Below are 20,510 nucleotides of genomic sequence, written 5' to 3' on the forward strand. Positions count from 1 at the left end.
GCATGAGCAGCAGCATCAGCAGGCAGGATCAAACTTCGCCGGGTGCGCGGGCTTGGCAGGACGGATTGGGCCGTGCGGGAAGCCGCGCGGCCCAGGTCCTGCTGATTCTGGCCCTTGTGGCGGTCTCCATCTACGGCCTGCTGCAGATCCGGTTGCTGGTCATCCCCGTGATGATCGCGCTGATCCTCGCCGCGGCCATCGGCCCGTTTGTGAACCTGATGCGCCGGAAGGGAGTGCCGGGAGCACTGGCGACAGTAATCGCCTTCCTCAGCCTGCTGGTACTGCTGGCCGCGACCACCACCGTGATTGTGGTGGCGGTCCGGAGCGAATGGGACGAACTCGTCACCGCCGCCGCATCCGGTCTCGACGAGCTGCAATCGTTCCTGCTGACCGGCCCGCTGCCGATCGACCAGGCCCAGATCAACGAGGCACGCGAGGCGCTGGTCGATTTTGCCACGAGCCAGCAGGTCCGCTCCGGCGCCCTTACGGGCCTCTCGGCGGTCACCGAATTCATCGCCGGCACCACGCTGATGGTGGTCGTGCTGTTCTTCTTCCTCAAGGATGGCCAGAAGATCTGGAATTTTTTCCTGCGCCCGTTCGGTGGACGGCGTGCGGCCAAATTGCGCCGGGCCGGCTCCCGCACGCTTGAAGTCCTGGGCGGCTACGTGCGCGGCACGGCCATCATTGCACTGGTGGACGCGACGGCAATCGGCTTGGCCCTGCTGATCCTGCAGGTTCCGCTGGCCATCCCGCTGGCGATGATTGTCTTCCTCGGCGCCTTCATCCCGCTTGTGGGTGCCACCGTGGCCGGGATCCTCGCCGCGCTGGTGGCGCTCGTGGCCAACGGGCCCGTAGTGGCGCTGATTGTTGTCATCATTGTGATTGCGGTAAACCAACTGGAGGGCGATCTGCTGCAGCCGATAGTGATGGGCAATGCCCTGAAGCTGCACGCGCTCGTCATCCTGTTCGCGCTCACCGCCGGTACTATCCTCGCCGGGATTATCGGTGCGGTGCTCTCGGTGCCGCTGGCCGCCGTCGTCTGGGCCATACTCCAGGTTTGGACCGCGGAGGACCCCCGCGTTGAAGACCTGAATCCGGATCTTCCGCCCGCGGGATCCGAGCCCACGTGATCCCGCTGCGGGACGCCTGACGGTACGGCGTTGTGATTTTGTTGTTATATGGATCTGGCAGATTACGGAACGGTTGCGGACCCCAGGGGCCCCTGTCACCCGGAACCCACGAGCCGTAGGATTGAGGTTGTCGCCGGCAACGAAGCCGGCCGGACAAAGGAGCCACCGAATGCGTCGAGGACCTGTCCTGCCTACGCCCCGGGAAGAATCAGTATGACCGCTGTAGAAGCATTCTCGTCAGAAGGCCTGCGGTGGCGCGGCTGCACAGGGAACTCCGCTCCCGCCGCCCCTGAAGCCTCCGCGGCCTGCCAGGAAGACGAGGCACTCGCACGTACCATCGCCGAGCATGTCCACTGCGGGGAACCCATGCAGTTGGTCAACGCCGCAGATCTCCCCATCACCGCACCGCTCATGATTCTGACCGCAGAAACGGTCCTGCCTGAGCCCGAGGCAACGACAGTGCGCACCTACCGCTGCAGCTGCGGCTTCACCCTCGACTCCGATCTCTGAACCGCGAACCGCGAGCGCTGAACCCGCCACTCATATCCAGGGCAGGGCCTCTTCATAGCTGGGGCATAGCTTCGCTTCCTACGGTGGATCTCAAGAGCACATAACGCATCGAGGGAGTGGCTGATCATGACCGGCACAGCAGACGAAGGCACCCGCAGGAACGCAGTTCCCGTTACGCTCGTCATCCGGGCCTGGCAGGAAACCGGCCACAATGGTTTCCGGGCGCGCATCATCCGTGGCCCACGCCGGGCCCGGCGTCCTGCGATCGAAACAACCACCGATCCGGAGCAGGTAATGAAGATGGCCCGCGAGTGGCTGACCGGCCTGCAGAATCCGCGGTGAGCGTCTCCTGCGCCCGACCTCTGCTAGGCAGCCGTACCTATCGAGGCTGGCCGCATAGCGCGTCCGGACTCGGCGGCAGCGAGGGCTGCCCCGGCGGCCAGGACGCAGTCGACTACGGGAAGACCGAGCCGCCGGTTCAGTTCCTTTCCTATGCCCATGCTCGTGAAGCCGGTACAGGCCAGCAGAATCACATCCGCCCCGGCATCCGCCAGCCTGTGGCCGGCGTCGAGACTTTCGAACACTCCGGTCGGCGTCAGCAGCTCTGTACTGAAGTTGACGCTCTGTGGTGATTCAACCGCAATAAGCCGGGCGCCCAAGACGGAGGCAACGGCTTCGGGCGCCTCCGGCGTTATGCCGAGGACGCCAATGCGAGCGCCCATGGCCAAGGCCGCCGCGGCGCCCGCTGCCCCGGCTCCAACTACCGGCACGTCCACGGCCAGGCGAGTTTCCGCCAGGCCCGGATCGGCGGAACAGCTGATAATAATGCCGTCGACCGCGGGAGCAAGTTCCCTGGCCAAGGCAACCACTTTGGGTGCGGCGCGGACGCAGGATTCCGCATCGTGCACCGCCTCGGGCTGGAACGGAATGGCGCGGGAGACCACAGCAAAGGGAAAGGCCGATTGCAGGATCTGTCCGTGGAGCTGAAGCAGCCCTCGAGCCTCGGTAGATAGAGTGCGAATCAATCCAACACGTTTCATTCTGACTCCCTGTCCCCGGTTGCTTGTCCCTTTCCATGCTGTCGGTTGGACGTTGCCGCAACATTACGTCGAGGTAATTTTTCACGTTCTGCAAAAAAATCCAATCCGTGGTGCGGGTCACTCCGAATGCCTTATATGCGCTCCACAACCGGAGCGTTAACAACCCGCATTCTGGAGGATCCTTTCGTGAACAAGAAGATGCGTTTGATGACCATTCCCGCCCTGGCTCTTGGCGCCGTCGCCCTGGCCGGCTCCCCCGCCATGGCCCATGGCGATTCCGACCACTATCAGGCCAACCTCAGCGCGCTCAACGGCAGCAGCGCCACCGGCACCGTCATGGTCGACGTCACCGGCAACCAGGCCCACGTCAAGATGGACGTTACCGGGCTGGCCGAAACCTTCAACGACGCCCCCTACCCGCACGTCCAGCACATCCACATCGGCGCCCAGGGCACCTGCCCAGGTCCGGAAGCAGATACCGACGGCGACGGCGTGGTCTCCACCACCGAAGGCCACCCCTTCTACGGTCACATCGGCACCACGCTGGCCACCTCGGGCGACACCAGCCCCGACGCCGGGCTGACCCTCGAGGTCGGCGGCCAGGGCGGCGGGTACACCTACGACCGCACGTTCGAGCTCAACGCCGACACCGCGGCCGCGCTCGAGGCGGGCACCGCCGTCGTCGTTGTCCATGGCCTGGATCCGGCCACCCTGAGCGCGGAGGCGCAGGAGAAGATGAGCGACCTCGTTCCCGAGCTGCCGCTGGCCGCGACTTCTCCGGCAGCCTGCGGCACACTCGCCGCCTCCCAGATGGGCGCAATGCCCGACGGCGCCCCGGACACGGGCGTGGAAGTCACGGAGAACAACACCACCGAGATGCTTGCTCTCGGCGGTGGCCTGGTCCTGGCCGCAGCGGCAGGCGGAACGTGGATTGTCCGCCGCAGCATGGCCAAGTCCTAGGCACGGCAGGACAGCACACCAGCCATGACGATTGGTAGAAAAGGCCGCCGCGGACCAGCACTCCTGGCCGCGGCGGCCGCCCTGCTCCTGACCGCCTGCGGAACCTCGCCGCCCTCCAGCCCAACACCACCAACCCCAACAACGACGACGGCGCCCTCCCCCGCTTCTGACCCCACGTCCGGCGCCGGACGTGCGGCCGGCTCCCCGTCCGGCTCCACGGCTGCATCCAGTTCCACGGCTGCTTCCAATTCCACTTCGGCGAAGGCGGCGAAACCAAGTGAACCGGCCGCCGAGCCTGCAGCCGCGCCGGTTTCGATGGAGATCGAGAAGATCGGTGTCGCCTCGGAGCTGCTCCGCCTGGGCTTGCAGGAAAACGGGACGCTGGAGGTGCCGCCGGAGGATGCCGGCGCCCCGGCGGGCTGGTACAACGGCTCCCCCGCCCCCGGAGATCCCGGACCCGCAGTGCTGCTGGGTCATGTGAACTCGCTCAGCCAGACCCCGGGCGTCTTCGCCCGGCTGCCGGAGCTAACCAGGGGCGACAGCATCCGCGTCGAACGCGAAGACGGCACCAGCGCGGTCTTCACCGTGGACCGGGGCGAGCAATACCAGAAGAACCAGTTCCCCACGCTTGATGTCTACGGCAACACCGAGGGACCGGAACTGCGCCTGATCACCTGCGACGGCTACAACCCGGACACCGGCATCTTTGAGGACAACTACGTTGTCTACGCCTCGCTTGCCGAGTAGGGCGAAGGGGCTGAGGCACTGAAACGGCGTCGGTACTCCGAGGGTGTAGTCGCATAGGTGGACATGAAGTTCTGGCGCATGGTGATAGGGCTCGAGAACCCGCATTGGGCTGCAATCTGATCGATCGGAAGGTCGGTGATCTCCAGGAGCCTCCGGACCTCGTCCAGGCGTCGCGCGCGAAGCCAGGTTGCCGGCGTCGTGCCTGTTGCCGCACGAAAGGCGCGGATGAAGCTGCGGCGGCTCATATGCGAAGCCTTGGCAAGATCGTCAACACTGATCTTGTCGCCGAGGTGCTCGATCGCCCAGTCGAGCGCTTCCGCAATGGGGTTGGCGCCGCCCGGGTGCAGAATGGGGCGCTCGATGTACTGGGCCTGGCCTCCGCTGCGGTGCGGCGCGACGACGAGACTGCGGGCGACGTGGTTCGCGGCCTCAGCTCCGAGGCGGGAACGGACAATGTGCAGGCACGCGTCGATCCCCGCGGCTGTGCCGGCGGAGGTCAGCACGTCACCGTGATCGATGTAGAGGACAGTTCGGTCCACCGGGATGTCGGGGTAGTTTTCGCTGAACGCGTCGAGCGCGTGCCAATGCGTGACGGCAGGGCGAGCGGCGAGGAGTCCGCTGTCGGCGACGGCGAATGCCCCGAGACAGAGCCCGACGACGGTGGCGCCCTGCCCATGCGCTTGTTGCAGCGCGCCGGCCAGCTGTACCGACGGACGCTTTCCGTCCTCGTCCCAGGAGGGAATGACCACAAAGTCGGCGGCGGATGCGGCGTCGAGGCCGGCCAGCCCGCCGATCTGGTACCCCTCCGCGGTGCGGATGGCATCGCCGTCGTCAGTGAACAGAACAGTTTCCCAGTCGGCCAATCCCTGACGGGCCACCTCTCCGAACACCATCTGCGGTACGGCGAGGTGGAACATCGTGACGCCCTCGAAGGCGTAGACAGCGATCCGCACACGCATCACCTCCTGGTTGGCCTGTTTCCATCGTTTATATGCCCTTGTGCCAATTGTCGCACGAATACGGGGCGGCGAGACTGGGGAAGAGCGTGAAAACCGCGCCCACCAACCACCCAGGAGGTAGACATGACGGCTCCCCGTCGCGCCCTGATTGTTATTGATGCCCAGCAGGAATACTTCACCGGACTCCTGCCTATCCAGTACCCGCCGCGCGAGGAATCGATCCAGCGGATCGCCGCGGCCATCGACGCCGCGGAGAAGGCAGACATTCCGGTGGTCACCGTCCAGCACTCCGCAGGCGACGAATCGCCCGTGTTCAACCCGACCATGACCGAGTTTCAGCTGCACTCCTCGCTGGAAGAACGCAAGTCCGACGCGTGGAAGTCCGTGGTGAAGCAGTACAGTTCCGTCTTCCCCGGCACCGGCCTGGTGGAGTGGCTCCGGGAGAACGGAATCGACACGATCACGCTCACCGGCTACATGACCAACAACTGCATCATCGCCTCCGCCAGCGATGCTGAGATCCACGCGTTCAACACCGAGGTCCTCTCGGACGCGACCGGCGCCATCAACATCTCGAACAGCGCCGGCACCGTGGATGCGAAGACCGTGCACACGACCCTGATGGCCCTGCTCAACTCGAACTTCGCCGCCGTGGCTTCCACTGACGACTGGGCCCGCGCCGTTGAGACTGAGCAGCCGCTGGGCAAGAGCAACCTTGTCGAGTCTGCGGCCGACGGAGCCGCGGCCTCGTTGGCCCGCTAATTACCTTAACCACCAGGAAGTTAGCGTCTTGCGGGCGTCGCTGTTTCACGATGCGACGCCCGCAAGAAACTTCGAGCATCGCATTGTCTCACGGCACAAGTTGCCTTTTACCGTGAAGACAGGATAGTCTCAGAGTCACGCCAAAAGCGTTCTACATCCGTGAGAAGTAAGGTAGTTCATGAATCGCCCAGCCCCGTCCGGTACCGCCCCGTTTGTCCTGTCCGTGCTCGATAACGCGCTAACCGGCGTCGGCCACTCTGTGCAGGAAGTATTCGAGGATGTCATTTCGCTGGCGCAGTTGGCCGACCGGCTTGGATTCCGCCGGTTCTGGATGTCCGAGCACCACGCCATGCCGGGAGCTTCGACGTCGTCACCTCAACTCATGGTGGCCCGGCTGATCGGCGAGACCGAGCACATCAGGCTCGGTGCGGGCGGGATCATGCTGCCCAACCACGTGCCCCTGATGATCGCCGAGCAGTTCGGAATGCTTGAGACGCTGGCCCCGGGACGAATCGATCTCGGACTGGGACGCGCGCCCGGCACCGACGGTGCGACCGCGATGGCATTACGCCGGCACCACACGGCGAACGACGAGTTCCCCGAGCAGATCGAGGAACTGCTCGGATTCATGGGCAACGACTTCCCGCAGGGCCACCCCTACCAGCATGTGCACGCCGTGCCGGGACCCTGGCAAGACGAGCAGAACCAGATCCCGCCGACTAAGACCAGCCCTGATGTCTGGATCCTGGGTTCCTCGATCTACTCCGCACACCTGGCCGCGCGGCTGGGCCGGCCGTACGCCTTCGCGTTGCAGTTCGGCAGCGCCGACGTCCTCAATGCCATGCGGATCTACCGCGAGAACTTCCGCCCTTCCACATTCCTGGACGAGCCGTACAGCCTCGTCAGCGTAGGAGCAATCGCCAATGACGATCCGGCCGAGGCACGGCGCCAGGCGGCAACCACGGCCATGGGCATGATGCGCATGTTCAAGCAGCAGGGCTTCTCCATCCTTCACCCGAAGGACGTCGAAGACTATCCCGCCACGTTCCCGGAGCGGCAGTTTCTCGACGAATGGACCGACCGCACCCTGCACGGAACCGCCAGCGAAGTTGCCGAGGGACTTGAAGAACTCCACGAGCAAACCGGCGCCGACGAGCTGATGCTGGTTACCGGAGGGCACTCGCGCGCAATCCACGCCCGCACGGTCGAACTGATCGCTGGCCACTACAACCTGCCCATCCGCTAAGCCTTAGAACAGGGTCACCCGCCTCCGCCGCAGGCGATAACGGCGGAGGCGGGGAAACCCAAGCCCCGCCCCCGCGCTGGCACGGAAATCCGGCTGGCCCGGCAGCCGCCGCCGTCGTCGTTATTCATGGTCTGGATCCGACGGCGCGGTCCAGTGCCACAAGTCAGTTGTGATGCAGGTATACGTCAGCGGTCGTCGGCAGACGTTATGACCACGTGGCCGCGCATGGCCAGCCAATGGAAGAGCCCGCCGAGGACCGCACCGAAGACCCAGGCAAAACCGCTAAGCTGCGCCAGTTGCGGCAGCCATACAGTCAGGATGGAGAAGACGCCGGCGATGGCGAAGGCCACCACCGCCCGCCGGTTCCAGCCGCGGGTGAAGTGGTAGATCCCCTTCGGGTCCGCGGAGTAAAGGTCGTTCAGGTTCAACCGTTGCTTCCGCACGATGTAGTAGTCGGCGATGATGATGCCGTAGAGCGGTGCGAGCACCGCTCCCAGGGTGTCAACGAACCGCGGCAGGCCGATGTTCGCGGTGACGGCCACCCAGAGCGCACCAATGACGAAGCCGGCAGCCGCGGTGATCATGCCTGCCGTTCGGAACGAGATCTTGGCGGGATTGATGTTGGACTGTTCACTTTCCGTCTTAGACAAACCGCACTGGCTGCAAACGGACGGACCATCACGGTCATTAATGATCATGAGATTGACGATGACATCGTCCGTGACATCACTGAATGTCGCAATTCTGTCACTGCCCGCTTTTACGCTAGGAGAGCGGCTTCACACCGCGCCAGAAAAGCGATGGAGGTGTTGAAAGATGAGCCAAACACTCAACTTCCGTTATGACCTTTCCCCTTCCATAATGCAGGAGACCGCTTTTTCCTCCCATCTGGGTGCTGTTCGTTATGCATACAACTGGGCTATCGCGCATATCCGCAACAACTGGGAAGCCGTCAGGAACGGTACCGAGACTGAGTATGTGAGCACTAGCGCTTATTCGCTGCGTAAGGCGTTGAATGCTGAGAAGGATGATATTGCGCCGTGGTGGCATGAGAATAGCAAGGAAGCCTTCGCTACAGGTACGGCAAACGCTGCCAAAGCCTTTGAGAACTGGCGTAAATCACGCAACGGCAGCCGTGCAGGACGATCCGTAGGATTCCCCCGGTTCAAAAAGAAGTCCCTGACCCTGCCCAATGCTGTGCGTTTCACAACGGGCGTGATGCGGCTCGACGGGGATGTTTTGACGCTTCCCCGCATCGGCGCCATTAGCTTACTGGAACGTCCCAAGGCCGCACTGTGGCTGCTCCGGGAAGGCGCCCGTATTACCCAGATAGCGATTGGCAGGAACGGGAACCGCTGGGCAGTGTCAATCTCCCTGAAAATGGAGGACAAACTGGCGAACCGTTACTTTGCGGGCAGGACCCGCAAAGCAACCCGCAAGGCTGTGGGCGTGGATGTGGGGATCAAGGACGCTTACATCACCAGCGACGGTTTGGTGGTTAAGAACCCGCGTCATTATGTGCGGCTACAAAAGAAACTACGGTCGCAGCAAAAGCGTCTCTCACGCCGCCAGGGACCCGATTATAAGAACGGTGTGGCTCCCTCAAAACGCTGGGAGCAAGCCCGCGATGATGTCCGTAAAACCCACGCCCGGATCACGAACAAACGTGCTGATTTCATCCACAAAACAACCCGGTTCCTGGTTGATAACTACGAAACGGTAGTCATCGAGAAACTCAACGTTGGCGGCATGGTGCGGAACAAGCATCTATCCAAGCACATCCTGGATGCCGGGTTCGGGGAATTCTCCCGTCAACTCAACTACAAAGCCCAATGGTACGGTCGCGAAATCATCATTGCTGACCCCTACTACCCATCCAGCAAAACCTGTTCGGACTGCGGTGCGGTGAAAGCCAAACTGCCCCTATCCGAACGAACCTACAAGTGCGATGCATGCGGTCTGAGTATCGACCGTGACTACAACGCCGCACTAAACCTCGTCGCCCTGAGTTGCAGGGAGACACAAAACGGTCGCGGAGGCGGTGGCTCTGGCTTGGCACATGTGCTGGGCGAAACCACTGCCAATGAAACGACAAGCAGGGCACACGTCCTGCAAGCCATACAAGGCTCCTAAATATCATATTTAGGAACGGACACAGTTGTCTCACACCCCCCCTCTTGTCCCGGCTTCTGCGCGCCTGAATCGCGCCAAGCCGGGCACTATCTTTATCGGCGTTGCCGCCCTGGTTACCGGGCTGTTCGCCGGTTCCGCGGCCTGCGCATCACCTGACGGAACCGGCACCGGATCCACTTCCGAATCTCCCACGACTCCGATGGAAGCACCGGTCGAGGCGCCTCTGGACGGACCTTCTGCTGTGCCGCCCGAGGCACCTGCCGAAGTTGTCGTGGAGGAACCGACCGAGCCGGCCGTAGAGCCGCCGGCTGGAACGGCCGACGAGACAGCCGTCGACCCCCCCCTGTCGAATCACCGGCAGCGCAGGAAGTTGAAGCCGCTGCGCCGGTGAACATTGCTCCGCCCGTCATCGGGGCAATGCCGCTGTCGGCACGACTCTGACCGGCACCATCGGCGAGTGGCAGAACGCCGACACCTTTACATTGAGCTGGACGCTGGACGGCGAGCGCCATGCCGGTTTCTCGGCGCTGCCACTGGCACAGGCGGTGCCGAACAAGCTCCCGCTGACGGCCGATCTGGCCGGCAAAGAGCTCCAGTTGACGGTAGAGGCCACAAACTCGGCCAGCGGCGAAAGCGCCACAGTGTCGCTGCCGGCAGTCACCATCAAGCCGGGGATCTTCTCGTCCTCGGCCAAAGCAACCGTGAGCGGCCGGGCCATCGCCGGACAAGTAATCACGGCATCCGTCTCCGGAGCCATCAGCCCCGGCGGCTACGCGCTGGACTACCAGTGGTACCGCGGTTCAGCTGCCATCACTGGAGCAAAATCCACCAAGTATACCGCGACGCCGGCAGACAACGGCAAGTACGTGAAGGTGCGCGTGCGTGCTTCCAAGTCCGGCTACAAGACGGTGGACAAGTACTCGGCTTCCAAGAAGGTAGCGGCGGGCTCCATCTACGCCAGCAAATGGCCGACCGTTTCCGGCAGCGCCCGCTACGGCCAGACGGTCAGGATCTCCCACGGCTGGACCTCCGGCTCCTCGTTCAAGTACCAGTGGTACAAGAACGGCAAGGCGATCAAGGGCGGCACAAAGCACTACCTGTACCTGGGCTCGAGCTACATCGGCTCCAAGGTCAGCGTCAAGGTAACGCTCTCCAAGCCCGGCTACACCACCCGGACCGCAACGGCGAAAGCTGTCACGGTTGCCAAGGCCCTGATCACCACCAAGTCGGCGCCCAAGATCAGCGGTACCAAGAAGGCCGGTCATACCTTGACCGCCAGCGCCGGGTCCTACTCCCCGAAGCCCTCGTCCTACGGCTACCAGTGGTACCGCAACGGCAAGGCCATTTCCGGGGCGAAGTACCGCACCTACAAGCTGACCTCCTCGGACAACGGCAAGAAGATCACGGTCAAGGTCTCCGCGCGGAAGACCAACCACTACACGCGTGCCGCCACGAGCGCCGCGGTCAGCATTCCGATGCCGCCGCGCACCGTGATCAGCCGCGACGGCATCTACCGCGTCGGGTCCTCCTTGAAGCCGGGGCTGTACAAGGCCACAGGAACGGGCGACGGCTGCTACTGGGAGACCGTCTCCGGATTCTCCGGCGATTTTGATGAGATCAACGCGAACTACTTCGGCTCCGCCCGCACGTACGTCCAGATCACGTCCTCGGACGTAGGTTTCGAGACGTCCGGATGCGGCAAGTGGACCACTGCTCCGACTACCGGCGCCAACGCTTCGAAGATTACTGCCGACGGCACGTACCGGGTGGGTGTCGATATCAAACCCGGCACCTACTACGGCTACAGCTCGGGCAATTCCTGCTACTGGGCAACCTTGAGCGGCTTTACCGAGAGTTTCGATGACTTGATCGACAACCACTTCGGTTCAGCGCGCGTCGTGGTCACCATCCCGGCCTCGGCTAAGGGCTTCACGGTTTCCAACTGCGGAACGCTGACCCGCAAGTAGGGACCTCAGCATCTAAGGCCGGGCCGTCTCCGACTGGAAGGCGGCCCGGCTTTTTGTTGACCTAGCCGCAGCTCGTGCTGCCTGAAACCAACAAGAATGACAAGGCGCACCATTGTGCTCCGATGGGCCAAGCCCTACGGTAAATGAACCGCAGCCCGAACAGCAGGAGCGGGTATGGGCAACATCCGCGAACGGAGGGGGCGGCTCGGTCCCGTGCCACCAGGTCAGTTGCGACGCAGGTCTCTGTCAGCGGTCGTCGGCAGACGTTACGACCACGTGGCCGCGCATGGCCAGCCAATGGAAGAGCCCGCCGAGGACGGCGCCGAAAACCCAGGCGAAACCGCTAAGCTGCGCCAGTTGCGGCAGCCATACAGTCAGGATGGAGAAGACGCCGGCGATGGCGAAGGCCACCACCGCCCGCCGGTTCCAGCCGCGGGTGAAGTGGTAGATCCCCTTCGGATCCGCGGAGTAAAGGTCGTTCAGGTTCAACCGTTGCTTCCGCACGATGTAGTAGTCAGCGATGATGATGCCGTAGAGCGGTGCGAGCACCGCTCCCAGTGTGTCAACGAACCGCGGCAGGCCGATGTTCGCGATGACGGCCACCCAGAGCGCACCGATGACGAAACCGGCAGCCGCGGTGATCATGCCTGCCGTACGGAACGAGATCCTGGCTGGGTTGATGTTGGAAAGCGAGTATGACGGTGGGATGAAGTTTGCGACGACGTTGATGCCCAGCGTCGCAAGTAGGAAGGTCACTGCCGCCAAAACCGTCAGCGGGACGTTGTCTACGAGCCCGACGATGTCGGCAGGATTGGTCAGGGGGTTGCCCTCGCCGTCCTGGTAGAGGAGGTATGCACCGGCTGTAATGAACACCGACAGGAAGGTGAAGAGCGCCAAGCTCAGCGGCAGGCCGGTGAAGTTACCGAACCGCATGGCCCGTTCGCTGCGGACGTTGCGCGCGAAGTCTCCGAAGTTAATAACGACGGCGGCGAAGTAGGCGATCATCGTGCCCACGACTCCTGCGAACGCGGCCACGGCCGCCCACCCGGTCACGTCGTCGTTGGAAAAGAGTGTGCCCACTGCCTGCGGCAGACCGGAGCCGACCTGCACCCAGATGGCAACCAGCAGAGCGATCATCACGGCGTAGACGCCCGGGCCGACGATGTTGAGGAAGTTCGCGATCCGGTCGATGCCCCCAAGGAAGAGTGCGACTTGCAGCACGGAGGCGAGCACGTAGGATGCCCAGGAGACCCAGTTCATGCCCAGGAACTCTGCGCCTCCAGGGCTGCCCAGAACGGCATTAAGTGCCAAAGCGATGGCGGTGGACGCGAAGTAGGTCTGGGCGCCGTACCAGAACACAGCGACGACTGCCCTGACTATCGCCGGAAACTGCGCGCCGCGCACACCCATGGAGGCGCGTGCGAGGACGGGATAAGGAAAGCCGTATTTGACGCTGGGTCGTCCGCTGAGATCGACGAGGAGCTTCACGATGAAACCGGCAAGGAGGATGGCAGCGAAGACAAACCAGCCATTGATGCCCGCGGTAATAAACAAGCTCGCCGCCAAGGTGTAGCCGGCAAGGCTTTGGATGTCGTTGGACCAGACATTGAAGATGGCAAACCAGCCCCAGGTGCGCTGCGACGCCGGCAGCGGAGCGAGGTCCTCGTTGTACAGGGAAGGATCGGCGTTGCGGACCGCCAGATCGGAATCGCCCAAGTCGTTGTTCCAAGCACTCATGGCTGCCACTTCCCCGTCCGGAGAGCCCGGACGTAACCGTATCGTGGAACTTTATGACCTGCATCACAATCCGTCAAGAGTTGCACCGCTTCAGCACCGGGCCGTCTCTTATCGGAAGGCTGCCCGGCCTTCTGGTGTCCCAGCAACGGCAGTTAAAGGCCGCCCCGCCGTCGTCGTTATCGTGGTGTGGGGCCAGCTGGCATTGTCGGTCCGGTCCGCACTCGTGCCGCGGGCTCCATCTATGCAACCTCAGGTCCTTGGAGGTGTTGCGGGAGAAACTGGCCCAGATCTTGATTCGGCGATGCGCTTAGCCGTTGAATTCGGCGGGGTGGGGACCGGTGCGTCCGTCCCGCTCGAGGGCGTCGATGTTCGCCAGTTCGGCCTGGGTCAGATCAAAGCCGAACACGTTCAGGTTCTCTGAGATCCGTGCGGGGGTGACCGACTTGGGGATGATGATGCGTCCCTGCTGGAGGTGCCAGCGGAGGATCACCTGGGCTGGCGAAACTCCATGTTCGGCGGCAATGCCGGTGACGGCCGGGTCGTCCAGTATGGCTCCTTGGGCCAGCGGGCTCCAGGCTTCGGTAGCTATGCCGTGGGCGTTGTTGGTAGCCACAACGTCGCGTTGTTGGAGTGCCGGGTGCAGTTCCACTTGGTTGACGGCCGGCACCGTGCCGCCCAGACCGATGATTTTCTCGAGGTGTTCAGGCAGGAAGTTGGAGACGCCGATGGCCCTTACGCTGCCGTCTTCCATCAGTTTCTCCATTGCACGCCAGGACTCGAGGTAGCCGTCAGTGGCCGGAGCGGGCCAGTGAATGAGGTAGAGGTCAAGGTAGTCGAGGCCGAGCTTGTCCAGGCTCGACTGGTATGCCGCCAGAGTTGCTTCGTAGCCGAGGTCTGCCACCCACGCCTTGGACGTAATGAAGAGCTCGTCGCGCGGTATTCCGGAGGCCGCCAGGGCGCGGCCGGTTCCCGCCTCATTGCCGTAGATCGCGGCGGTATCGATGCTCCGGTATCCGGCTGCGAGAGCTGCGCCGACCGCGGCAGTGGTGTCGTCATCGGATACCTGGAACACGCCGTAGCCGAGCTGGGGCATCTGAATGCCGTTATTGAGTGTGATGCTGGGAATGGCGGTCATATCTTCTCCTATGGTGTGTGGGTAAAGCTGTTGTCTGGGTAAAGCGGGTTGGATGTTCAACCGGCAGGTTGTGCTGGTTAGCGAATGCCTGCGTGGTCAGCGGCTGCCGGCGCGGTTGTTGGCGCGGCGATGTCCTGGGCTACAGAACCTTCTGCAGGCTTGGCGGTTTCCGTTTGGATGCGGCTGGCGTTGGCGGCGGCGAGGACCATCACGCCGAGGCCCAGCAGGGTGATGCCGGCACCGGCCCAGATGGGTGAGGTGTAGCTGAGGCCGGCGGTGATGGTGACGCCGCCGAGCCAGGCGCCGAGGGCGTTGCCGACATTGAAGGCGCCGATGTTGGCGCCGGATGCCAGGGTAGGCGCGTTGTGGGCGTATTTCATGACGCGCATCTGCAGCCCGGGCACGGTGGCGAAACCGAAGCCCCCCAGCAGGACGATCGAGGCGATGGTCATCGGCTGGTTGCCGGCCGTGAGGGCGAAGACCACGAGCACCACGAACAGTACGGCAAGGACCACGATCAGTGTGCGGTCTACGTTCTTGTCCGCAGCTTTGCCGCCGACGGTGTTGCCGATGAAGAGGCCCACGCCGAAGAGGACGAGCAGCCACGGGACCGCGGAGGCGGAGAAGCCGGTGACTTCGGTGAGGGTAAAGGCGATATAGGTGAAGGCGCCGAACATGCCGCCGTAGCCGAGGATGGTGACGAGGATCGAGAGCCAGATCTGTCCGGAGCGGAATGCCCGGAGTTCGCCGCGGAGCCCGCCGGGGGCGGCGTCCCCGGACCCGGTCTTGGGGACCAGCGTCAAAATGCCCAGGAGGGAAATGATGCCGATGGCCGTAATGGCCCAGAAGGTGGATCGCCAGCCAGCGGCCTGGCCCAGCATAGTGCCGAACGGGACGCCCAAGACATTGGCTGCCGTCAACCCGGTGAACATGATGGCGATGGCGCCGGCCTTCTTGGTGGGCGCGACCATGCTGGCGGCGACCACCGCGCCGATGCCGAAGAACGCCCCGTGGGACAGGGCGGCGATGATGCGCCCGATCATCATGGTCCAGTAATCCGGTGCGAGGGCAGAAACCAGGTTGCCCGCGATGAACAGCACCATCAGCACGGCCAGGACCGGCTTGCGCTCGAACCGCGTCACCGCGGCCGTCAGGAGCAGCGCCCCGACGACGACCGCGAGGGCGTAACCGGAGATCAGCCAGCCCGCGGTAGCCTCGCTGACCTGAAAGTCAGCGGCCACCTCCGGCAGCAAGCCCATGATGACGAATTCAGTGAGTCCTATCCCGAACCCGCCCAGGGCGAGTGCAATCAGGCCAATAGGCATGGCGTGCTCCTTCAAAGGATCTGTACGGAAAGAAGTATGAGGCGTAAACTAATAGTTGCAGACGCGCTGTTTATTGTTGCACAAGCAACTATAGCGCGCAAGCAACTATTTTGTGATCCGTGGGTTGCTGCGGAAGAAGCTGATGGAAGGGAACTATCGGATGGGCATTTTGGATGACGCCGTCGAGGTCCGGGCGCAGGGCTGGCGGACCCTGGCGGCCCTGCACGGGCTGATCGAGGCGGAGTTGGAACGCTCGCTGCAGGCCGAAGCCCAACTGTCCGTCGTGGAGTACACCGTGCTTGATGCGCTCAGCCGCCAGGACGGCTGGCACATGCGCATGCAGCAACTCGCCAGGGCCACCGCGCTCAGCGCCAGCGCCACTACACGCCTGGTCAACCGCCTCGAAGACCGCGGCCTCCTAACGCGCATCCTCTGCGCCGACGACCGACGCGGCATCTACACCGAACTCACACCCAGCGGCATTTCCCTGCTTGAACAGAGCCGGCCCGTCCACGCCGCCACCCTGGAACGTGCGCTATCCGATGCCCTGGAAGTGCCCGAGCTGGAACCGCTGGTCCACGCCCTCACGCGGCTGCACGCCGGCGCCTGAGCGAACCCAGACAATCTAGAAGCCCGGTGGATTTGGCTTAGGGTTAGAGGTTTAGGCCGACTGCGTGACGGAAGACTTTCGTGAGGTCTGGTTCAACTCGGGAAGGGGTCCCGGTTAAACACGGATTGAGCTACTTATAGTGCGAGTCCTATCATGCCCCGCTTGTTTCCCTTGAGTGGCACCGATTATCCGGATGCGCCAGGTGGCCATGGCAGGGACCGCCGATAGACGGCTTCGCGGATTCCTGCGAGAGGTAGTCTTCGACTACGCGGGCTGTCCCCGATGACGGCGATTTCAGGATTGAAGAGGTTGACCGTCACGGCAACATCGTAGGAGTCCCAGGCGCAGGCAAGACGACCCTCACCGAGGCCCTGGTCCGACAGCGCAACACCGGCACTCGTGTTCCGGAATAGCAGTGGTACGCGCACGTGCCGATGGACGGCTTCCACCTCTCCGGCGCCGAACTCAACCGGTGGCCGAGCCCTTGGCGAGGCCGCCCTCGATGCCGCCGAGCGAGACGGTCGCGCTCATGAGCGTTTCGGTCATTTGCTCCAGCATGGCCATGTCAACGTTCTCGATGTTGTCGCAGGCGAGGTGGAAGCACTCGTCGTATTGCAGTCCGGCCTGTCCGCCGAAGGTGCGTGCCTCGGCCTCGCTCTTGGTCCCCGCGTCGCCCGTGAACAGGCCACCGGCCGGGATGCCACCTTGCACGAACGCGTCGTAGTCCGAATCCCCGATGAACCCAAAGGGCAGCGCCTCGATCCCCTCGGCGCGCAGGATGTCCAGGAAAACCTGCTCCACAGCCCCAGACCCCTCGGGCCCGGCCTCCTCGCTGTCGGAGCCGTCGCCGTCGTACACGAACACCACCGCGTTCGGCGAGCCCACCACGTCGAGGTTCAGGTACGCGACGTGCGCGGCGGACTCCGCGCGGGAGAGCTCCTCGACATAGTGTGCCGAGCCGTACAACCCGTCCTCCTCGCCGCCCCAGAACGCGAACCGGATCCGCTCCCGCGGCACGGCGCCCTCCTCGGCGAGCCGCAGCGCGACCTCGAGCACCGCGGCGACCCCGCTGCCGTTGTCGTTGAGCCCGGGCCCCTCCTGGACCGAGTCCAGGTGCGCGCCGAGCACCAGCACGCTGCCCGAGCCGCTACCGGTGTCGGCCAGGATGTTGAACGTGTCGACGGAGTTGTCCTGGCCGTCGTAGCTGAACTCCTGCCGCCGCGGCTCGTACCCCGCGGCTCGCAACTGCTCCTCGACGTACACCGCGGACGCCTCATAGCCCCCGGTGGCAGCGGCCCGGTTCCCACCGTTCGCGTCGGCCGCCGCCTGCAGCGCCTCCAGGTGCCGCGTCAGCGCACTGGGCTCAACCACCTCCCGCACAACTGAAGGATCTGGCGGGGCCTCCACACCTACAGCCGGCCGCGGCTCGCCCGAACAAGCGGCAACACCGCCGACGAGTGCCGCGCACACCGCAACGCTCCACAGCCGGGTGTACTGATGAGGGCGGTTCTGGAAACACTTCGGAACGGATCTAACAAGTCGCATGTCGACTCCCCCAAGTCTGCGTCCTGGACGCCGGTCAGTTGTTTGACGGACCCGATCACCGGGGATTCCGGAGCGGAACCGGCGGCCGAAGCTACTGCTACACGATGGTGCGGACGTGCAATCTATCAAGATTGCTTGCCATACTCCACGGTCGGGCCCGGTCATAAGGCCCCACTGTGGCCAAACTGTGAGGCTGCTGTGAAACAGAACGGCAATGACGGCAAACAAAGTCAGACAAATTGAGCGGCTCATCTCTTGGTGCGAAGGTGCAGGTCTTCATGCAATTCGCCGGAAGGCTCTCCCCCGCGGCGTTCCTTCATGGTGAAATGGGAGGGTTAGACCGGCTGCCCGAGTCCGACCTTGGCCTCGGCCATATGGAAGGAAGCACATGACCGATCACCAGGACCATCCCCCGATCCCCACCCCGGGAAGTGCCCAGGGTCTGGACAGCAAGGTCGAAGGTGGGTGTCCGGTCGCCCCTGACAGCGTGACCTCGCATGGCAGCGAGAGCGAGAACCCGGCGATCGACTCCCCGCAGCCCAAGGCTCACCGGCCGCGGACCGTTGCGGACTGGTGGCCCAACCAGCTCGACCTCTCCGTTCTCCACGCGCATAACCAGGCAGGCAACCCGCTCGCCCCACGTTCAGTTACCGCGAGGAATTCCAAAAGCTCGACGTCGAGGCACTCAAGCAGGACATCATCCAGGTCCTGACCACTTCCCAGGACTGGTGGCCCGCGGACTTCGGCCACTACGGCGGCCTGATGATCCGGATGAGCTGGCACGCTGCCGGCACCTATCGCGTCCATGACGGTCGCGGCGGGGCGGGGGACGGCAGCCAACGGTTCGCCCCGTTGAACAGCTGGCCCGACAACGCCAACCTTGACAAAGCCCGGCGGCTGCTGTGGCCGGTGAAACAGAAGTACGGCCGGAAGCTCTCCTGGGCCGACCTGCTCGTCCTTGCAGGCAACGTCGCCCTCGAGTCGATGGGCTTCAAGACCTTCGGATTCGCCTTCGGCCGCGAGGACGTATGGGAACCCGAGGAGATCTTCTGGGGGCCAGAGGACACCTGGCTGGGCGATGAACGCTACATCGGCGAAGGCCAGATGTCGGAGGAAGTCGGCTCCACCGAGATGGGCCTGATCTACGTCAACCCCGAGGGTCCCATGGGCAACCCGGATCCCAAGCTCGCGGCAGCATTCATCCGCGAGACCTTCAAACGGATGGCGATGAACGACGAGGAGACCTTCGCGCTCATCGCCGGTGGCCACACCTTCGGCAAGACCCACGGCGCAGCCGACGCTGACGCACACGTGGGCCCCGAGCCCGAGGCCGCGAACCTGGAGGACCAGGGACTCGGCTGGCTCAGCACCTACGGGACGGGCAAGGGCGGTGACACGATTACCTCCGGGCTCGAGGTCACCTGGACGGACCGGCCGACGCAGTGGAGCAACCGCTTCCTGGAGATCCTGTTCGAGCACGAGTGGGAGCTGGTCAAGAGCCCTGCTGGCGCCCACCAATGGGTGGCCAAGGACGCCCCGGAGATCATTCCCGACGCCCACGACTCGGAGAAGAAGCACCGGCCCACGATGCTCACCACGGATCTCTCGCTACGCTTCGACCCGATCTACGAAAAGATCGGCCGACGGTTCCTGGAGAACCCGGACGAGTTCGCGCTGGCATTCGCCAAGGCCTGGTACAAGCTCCTGCACCGGGACATGGGTCCTGTTGGTCCGCACATGTTCGGGCCGTGGGTCCCGGAACCGCAGCTGTGGCAGGACCCGATCCCCGCGGTAGATCACGAGCTGATCGATGAGCAGGACATGGCCTCGCTCAAGGCCCAGCTCCTGGATGCCCTGTCCGTCCCGCAGCTTGTCAGCACGGCTTGGGCCTCGGCCTCCACGTTCCGTAAGACCGACAAGCGCGGCGGCGCCAACGGAGCCCGTATCCGGTTGGAGCCCCAGCGCAGCTGGGAGGTCAACCAGCCCGAGCAGCTCGCCGATGCCCTGCAGGCGTTGGAGGGGGTACAGCAGCAGTTCAATACCGCCCAGACCGGCGGCAAGAAAGTCTCGCTGGCGGACCTGATCGTCCTGGGCGGCTGCGCAGCAGTGGAGAAGGCAGCCCGGGACGCCGGCTTCGACGTTACGGTCCCCTTCCTCCCCGGCCGCACCGACGCGTCGCAGGAGCAGACCGACGTCGAGTCGGTCCAGTACCTGCAGCCGCGGGCGGACGGATTCCGCAACTACGTCCGTCCGGGCGAGAAGCTCCAGCCGGAGACCCTTCTGGTGGACAAGGCGTACCTGCTGGACCTCTCCGCGCCGGAAATGACAGCGCTCGTCGGCGGCATGCGCGCCCTCGGCGCCAACGTCGGCGGCAGCGCCCACGGCGTTCTCACCGAGAGGCCCCAGGTCCTGACCAACGACTTCTTCGTCAACATCCTCTCCCCCGGTACTCGGTGGAAGGCGTCAGAGGAGGAGAACGTCTACGAGATCAGCGACGTTGCTACCGGCGAGCTGAAGTGGACCGCCACACCGGTCGACCTGGTCTTTGGCTCGAACTCCCAACTCCGGGCGCTGGCCGAGGTCTACGCGAGCGACGACGCCGGGGAGAAGTTCGTCAACGACTTCGTGGCAGCCTGGGTGAAGGTCATGGAGCTCGACCGCTTCGACCTGCGCTGACCGAGGCATCCGGGCCGGCTGCACTTGC

The 20,510-nt window shown here is 63.9% G+C and carries 17 protein-coding genes and 1 pseudogene; 11 read left to right on the forward strand and 7 right to left on the reverse strand.

All coding sequences use genetic code 11. The annotated features are described in order from the left end of the window. Window positions 1-2: 2 nt before the first annotated feature. The 3 genes from AC3A4M_RS05075 to AC3A4M_RS05085 all read left to right on the forward strand — a co-directional run bounded on the left by AC3A4M_RS05075 (window position 3) and on the right by AC3A4M_RS05085 (window position 1,982). A complete protein-coding gene (locus tag AC3A4M_RS05075; protein ID WP_498734340.1) occupies window positions 3-1,130 on the forward strand; it encodes an AI-2E family transporter in 1,128 nt (375 codons plus the stop codon). Between the two features lie 213 nt (window positions 1,131-1,343). Next, complete coding sequence (locus AC3A4M_RS05080; RefSeq protein WP_498734341.1) at window positions 1,344-1,640, forward strand: hypothetical protein; 297 nt, start codon at window positions 1,344-1,346, stop codon at window positions 1,638-1,640. A 126-nt stretch (window positions 1,641-1,766) separates the two neighbouring features. Continuing rightward, window positions 1,767-1,982, forward strand: coding sequence for a hypothetical protein (locus AC3A4M_RS05085; RefSeq protein WP_498734343.1), 216 nt, complete (start codon window positions 1,767-1,769; stop codon window positions 1,980-1,982). Window positions 1,983-2,005: 23 nt separating this feature from the next. Here AC3A4M_RS05085 and AC3A4M_RS05090 read toward each other — a convergent pair whose 3' ends face one another. Further along, a complete protein-coding gene (locus AC3A4M_RS05090; protein WP_498734344.1) occupies window positions 2,006-2,680 on the reverse strand; it encodes an aspartate/glutamate racemase family protein in 675 nt (224 codons plus the stop codon). 186 nt (window positions 2,681-2,866) lie between these two features. On the opposite strand from AC3A4M_RS05090, the gene AC3A4M_RS05095 reads away from it, so the two are divergent. After that, window positions 2,867-3,640 (forward strand): GVDTG sorting domain-containing protein, encoded by a 774-nt coding sequence (locus AC3A4M_RS05095; RefSeq protein ID WP_498734345.1) that lies wholly within the window; start codon window positions 2,867-2,869, stop codon window positions 3,638-3,640. 24 nt (window positions 3,641-3,664) lie between these two features. Then, a complete protein-coding gene (locus tag AC3A4M_RS05100; protein WP_498734347.1) occupies window positions 3,665-4,387 on the forward strand; it encodes a class F sortase in 723 nt (240 codons plus the stop codon). Here the strand turns inward: AC3A4M_RS05100 and AC3A4M_RS05105 are convergent. Continuing rightward, on the reverse strand, window positions 4,366-5,346 hold the full coding sequence (locus AC3A4M_RS05105) for a GlxA family transcriptional regulator (RefSeq protein ID WP_498734349.1): 981 nt from the start codon (window positions 5,344-5,346) through the stop codon (window positions 4,366-4,368). The two genes, AC3A4M_RS05100 and AC3A4M_RS05105, sit on opposite strands and share 22 nt — an antisense overlap. A gap of 123 nt (window positions 5,347-5,469) precedes the next feature. Here AC3A4M_RS05105 and AC3A4M_RS05110 point away from each other — a divergent pair, with 123 nt between their 5' ends. Next, the gene (locus AC3A4M_RS05110; protein ID WP_498734350.1) at window positions 5,470-6,108 is read left to right on the forward strand and encodes an isochorismatase family protein; all 639 of its coding nucleotides are present in this window, start codon (window positions 5,470-5,472) and stop codon (window positions 6,106-6,108) included. Window positions 6,109-6,286: 178 nt separating this feature from the next. Further along, window positions 6,287-7,354, forward strand: a complete 1,068-nt coding sequence (locus AC3A4M_RS05115) for an LLM class flavin-dependent oxidoreductase (protein WP_498734351.1) — start codon at window positions 6,287-6,289, stop codon at window positions 7,352-7,354. 185 nt (window positions 7,355-7,539) lie between these two features. Here AC3A4M_RS05115 and AC3A4M_RS05120 read toward each other — a convergent pair whose 3' ends face one another. Then, window positions 7,540-8,004 carry a cytosine permease gene (locus AC3A4M_RS05120; protein WP_498734352.1) on the reverse strand — a complete coding sequence of 155 codons (465 nt, stop codon included), beginning with the start codon at window positions 8,002-8,004 and terminating at the stop codon, window positions 7,540-7,542. A gap of 166 nt (window positions 8,005-8,170) precedes the next feature. Between AC3A4M_RS05120 and tnpB the strand changes: the two genes are divergently transcribed. Together tnpB and AC3A4M_RS05130 are read left to right on the forward strand one after the other, a co-directional pair. Continuing rightward, window positions 8,171-9,487, forward strand: coding sequence for an IS607 family element RNA-guided endonuclease TnpB (gene tnpB, locus AC3A4M_RS05125; protein WP_498734353.1), 1,317 nt, complete (start codon window positions 8,171-8,173; stop codon window positions 9,485-9,487). 482 nt (window positions 9,488-9,969) lie between these two features. Further along, window positions 9,970-11,454, forward strand: coding sequence for an Rv1352/Rv1906c domain-containing protein (locus AC3A4M_RS05130; RefSeq protein ID WP_498734354.1), 1,485 nt, complete (start codon window positions 9,970-9,972; stop codon window positions 11,452-11,454). A gap of 246 nt (window positions 11,455-11,700) precedes the next feature. Here the strand turns inward: AC3A4M_RS05130 and AC3A4M_RS05135 are convergent, their stop codons facing one another. From AC3A4M_RS05135 to AC3A4M_RS05145, 3 genes are all read right to left on the reverse strand, one after another. Further along, window positions 11,701-13,191 carry an NCS1 family nucleobase:cation symporter-1 gene (locus AC3A4M_RS05135; RefSeq protein ID WP_498734355.1) on the reverse strand — a complete coding sequence of 497 codons (1,491 nt, stop codon included), beginning with the start codon at window positions 13,189-13,191 and terminating at the stop codon, window positions 11,701-11,703. Window positions 13,192-13,498: 307 nt separating this feature from the next. Beyond that, window positions 13,499-14,326, reverse strand: a complete 828-nt coding sequence (locus AC3A4M_RS05140) for an aldo/keto reductase (RefSeq protein WP_498734356.1) — start codon at window positions 14,324-14,326, stop codon at window positions 13,499-13,501. Window positions 14,327-14,403: 77 nt separating this feature from the next. Next, window positions 14,404-15,651 carry an MFS transporter gene (locus tag AC3A4M_RS05145; RefSeq protein ID WP_498734357.1) on the reverse strand — a complete coding sequence of 416 codons (1,248 nt, stop codon included), beginning with the start codon at window positions 15,649-15,651 and terminating at the stop codon, window positions 14,404-14,406. Window positions 15,652-15,811: 160 nt separating this feature from the next. On the opposite strand from AC3A4M_RS05145, the gene AC3A4M_RS05150 reads away from it, so the two are divergent. Then, window positions 15,812-16,261, forward strand: coding sequence for a MarR family winged helix-turn-helix transcriptional regulator (locus AC3A4M_RS05150; RefSeq protein ID WP_498734358.1), 450 nt, complete (start codon window positions 15,812-15,814; stop codon window positions 16,259-16,261). Window positions 16,262-16,726: 465 nt separating this feature from the next. Here AC3A4M_RS05150 and AC3A4M_RS05155 read toward each other — a convergent pair whose 3' ends face one another. Further along, complete coding sequence (locus AC3A4M_RS05155; protein ID WP_498734359.1) at window positions 16,727-17,641, reverse strand: M20/M25/M40 family metallo-hydrolase; 915 nt, start codon at window positions 17,639-17,641, stop codon at window positions 16,727-16,729. 553 nt (window positions 17,642-18,194) lie between these two features. On the opposite strand from AC3A4M_RS05155, the pseudogene katG reads away from it, so the two are divergent. Then, a pseudogene (gene katG / locus AC3A4M_RS05160) lies at window positions 18,195-20,482 on the forward strand (catalase/peroxidase HPI). The last annotated feature ends 28 nt before the right edge of the window (window positions 20,483-20,510 follow it).

This window comes from Arthrobacter sp. Soil_C_60 (assembly GCF_057656375.1).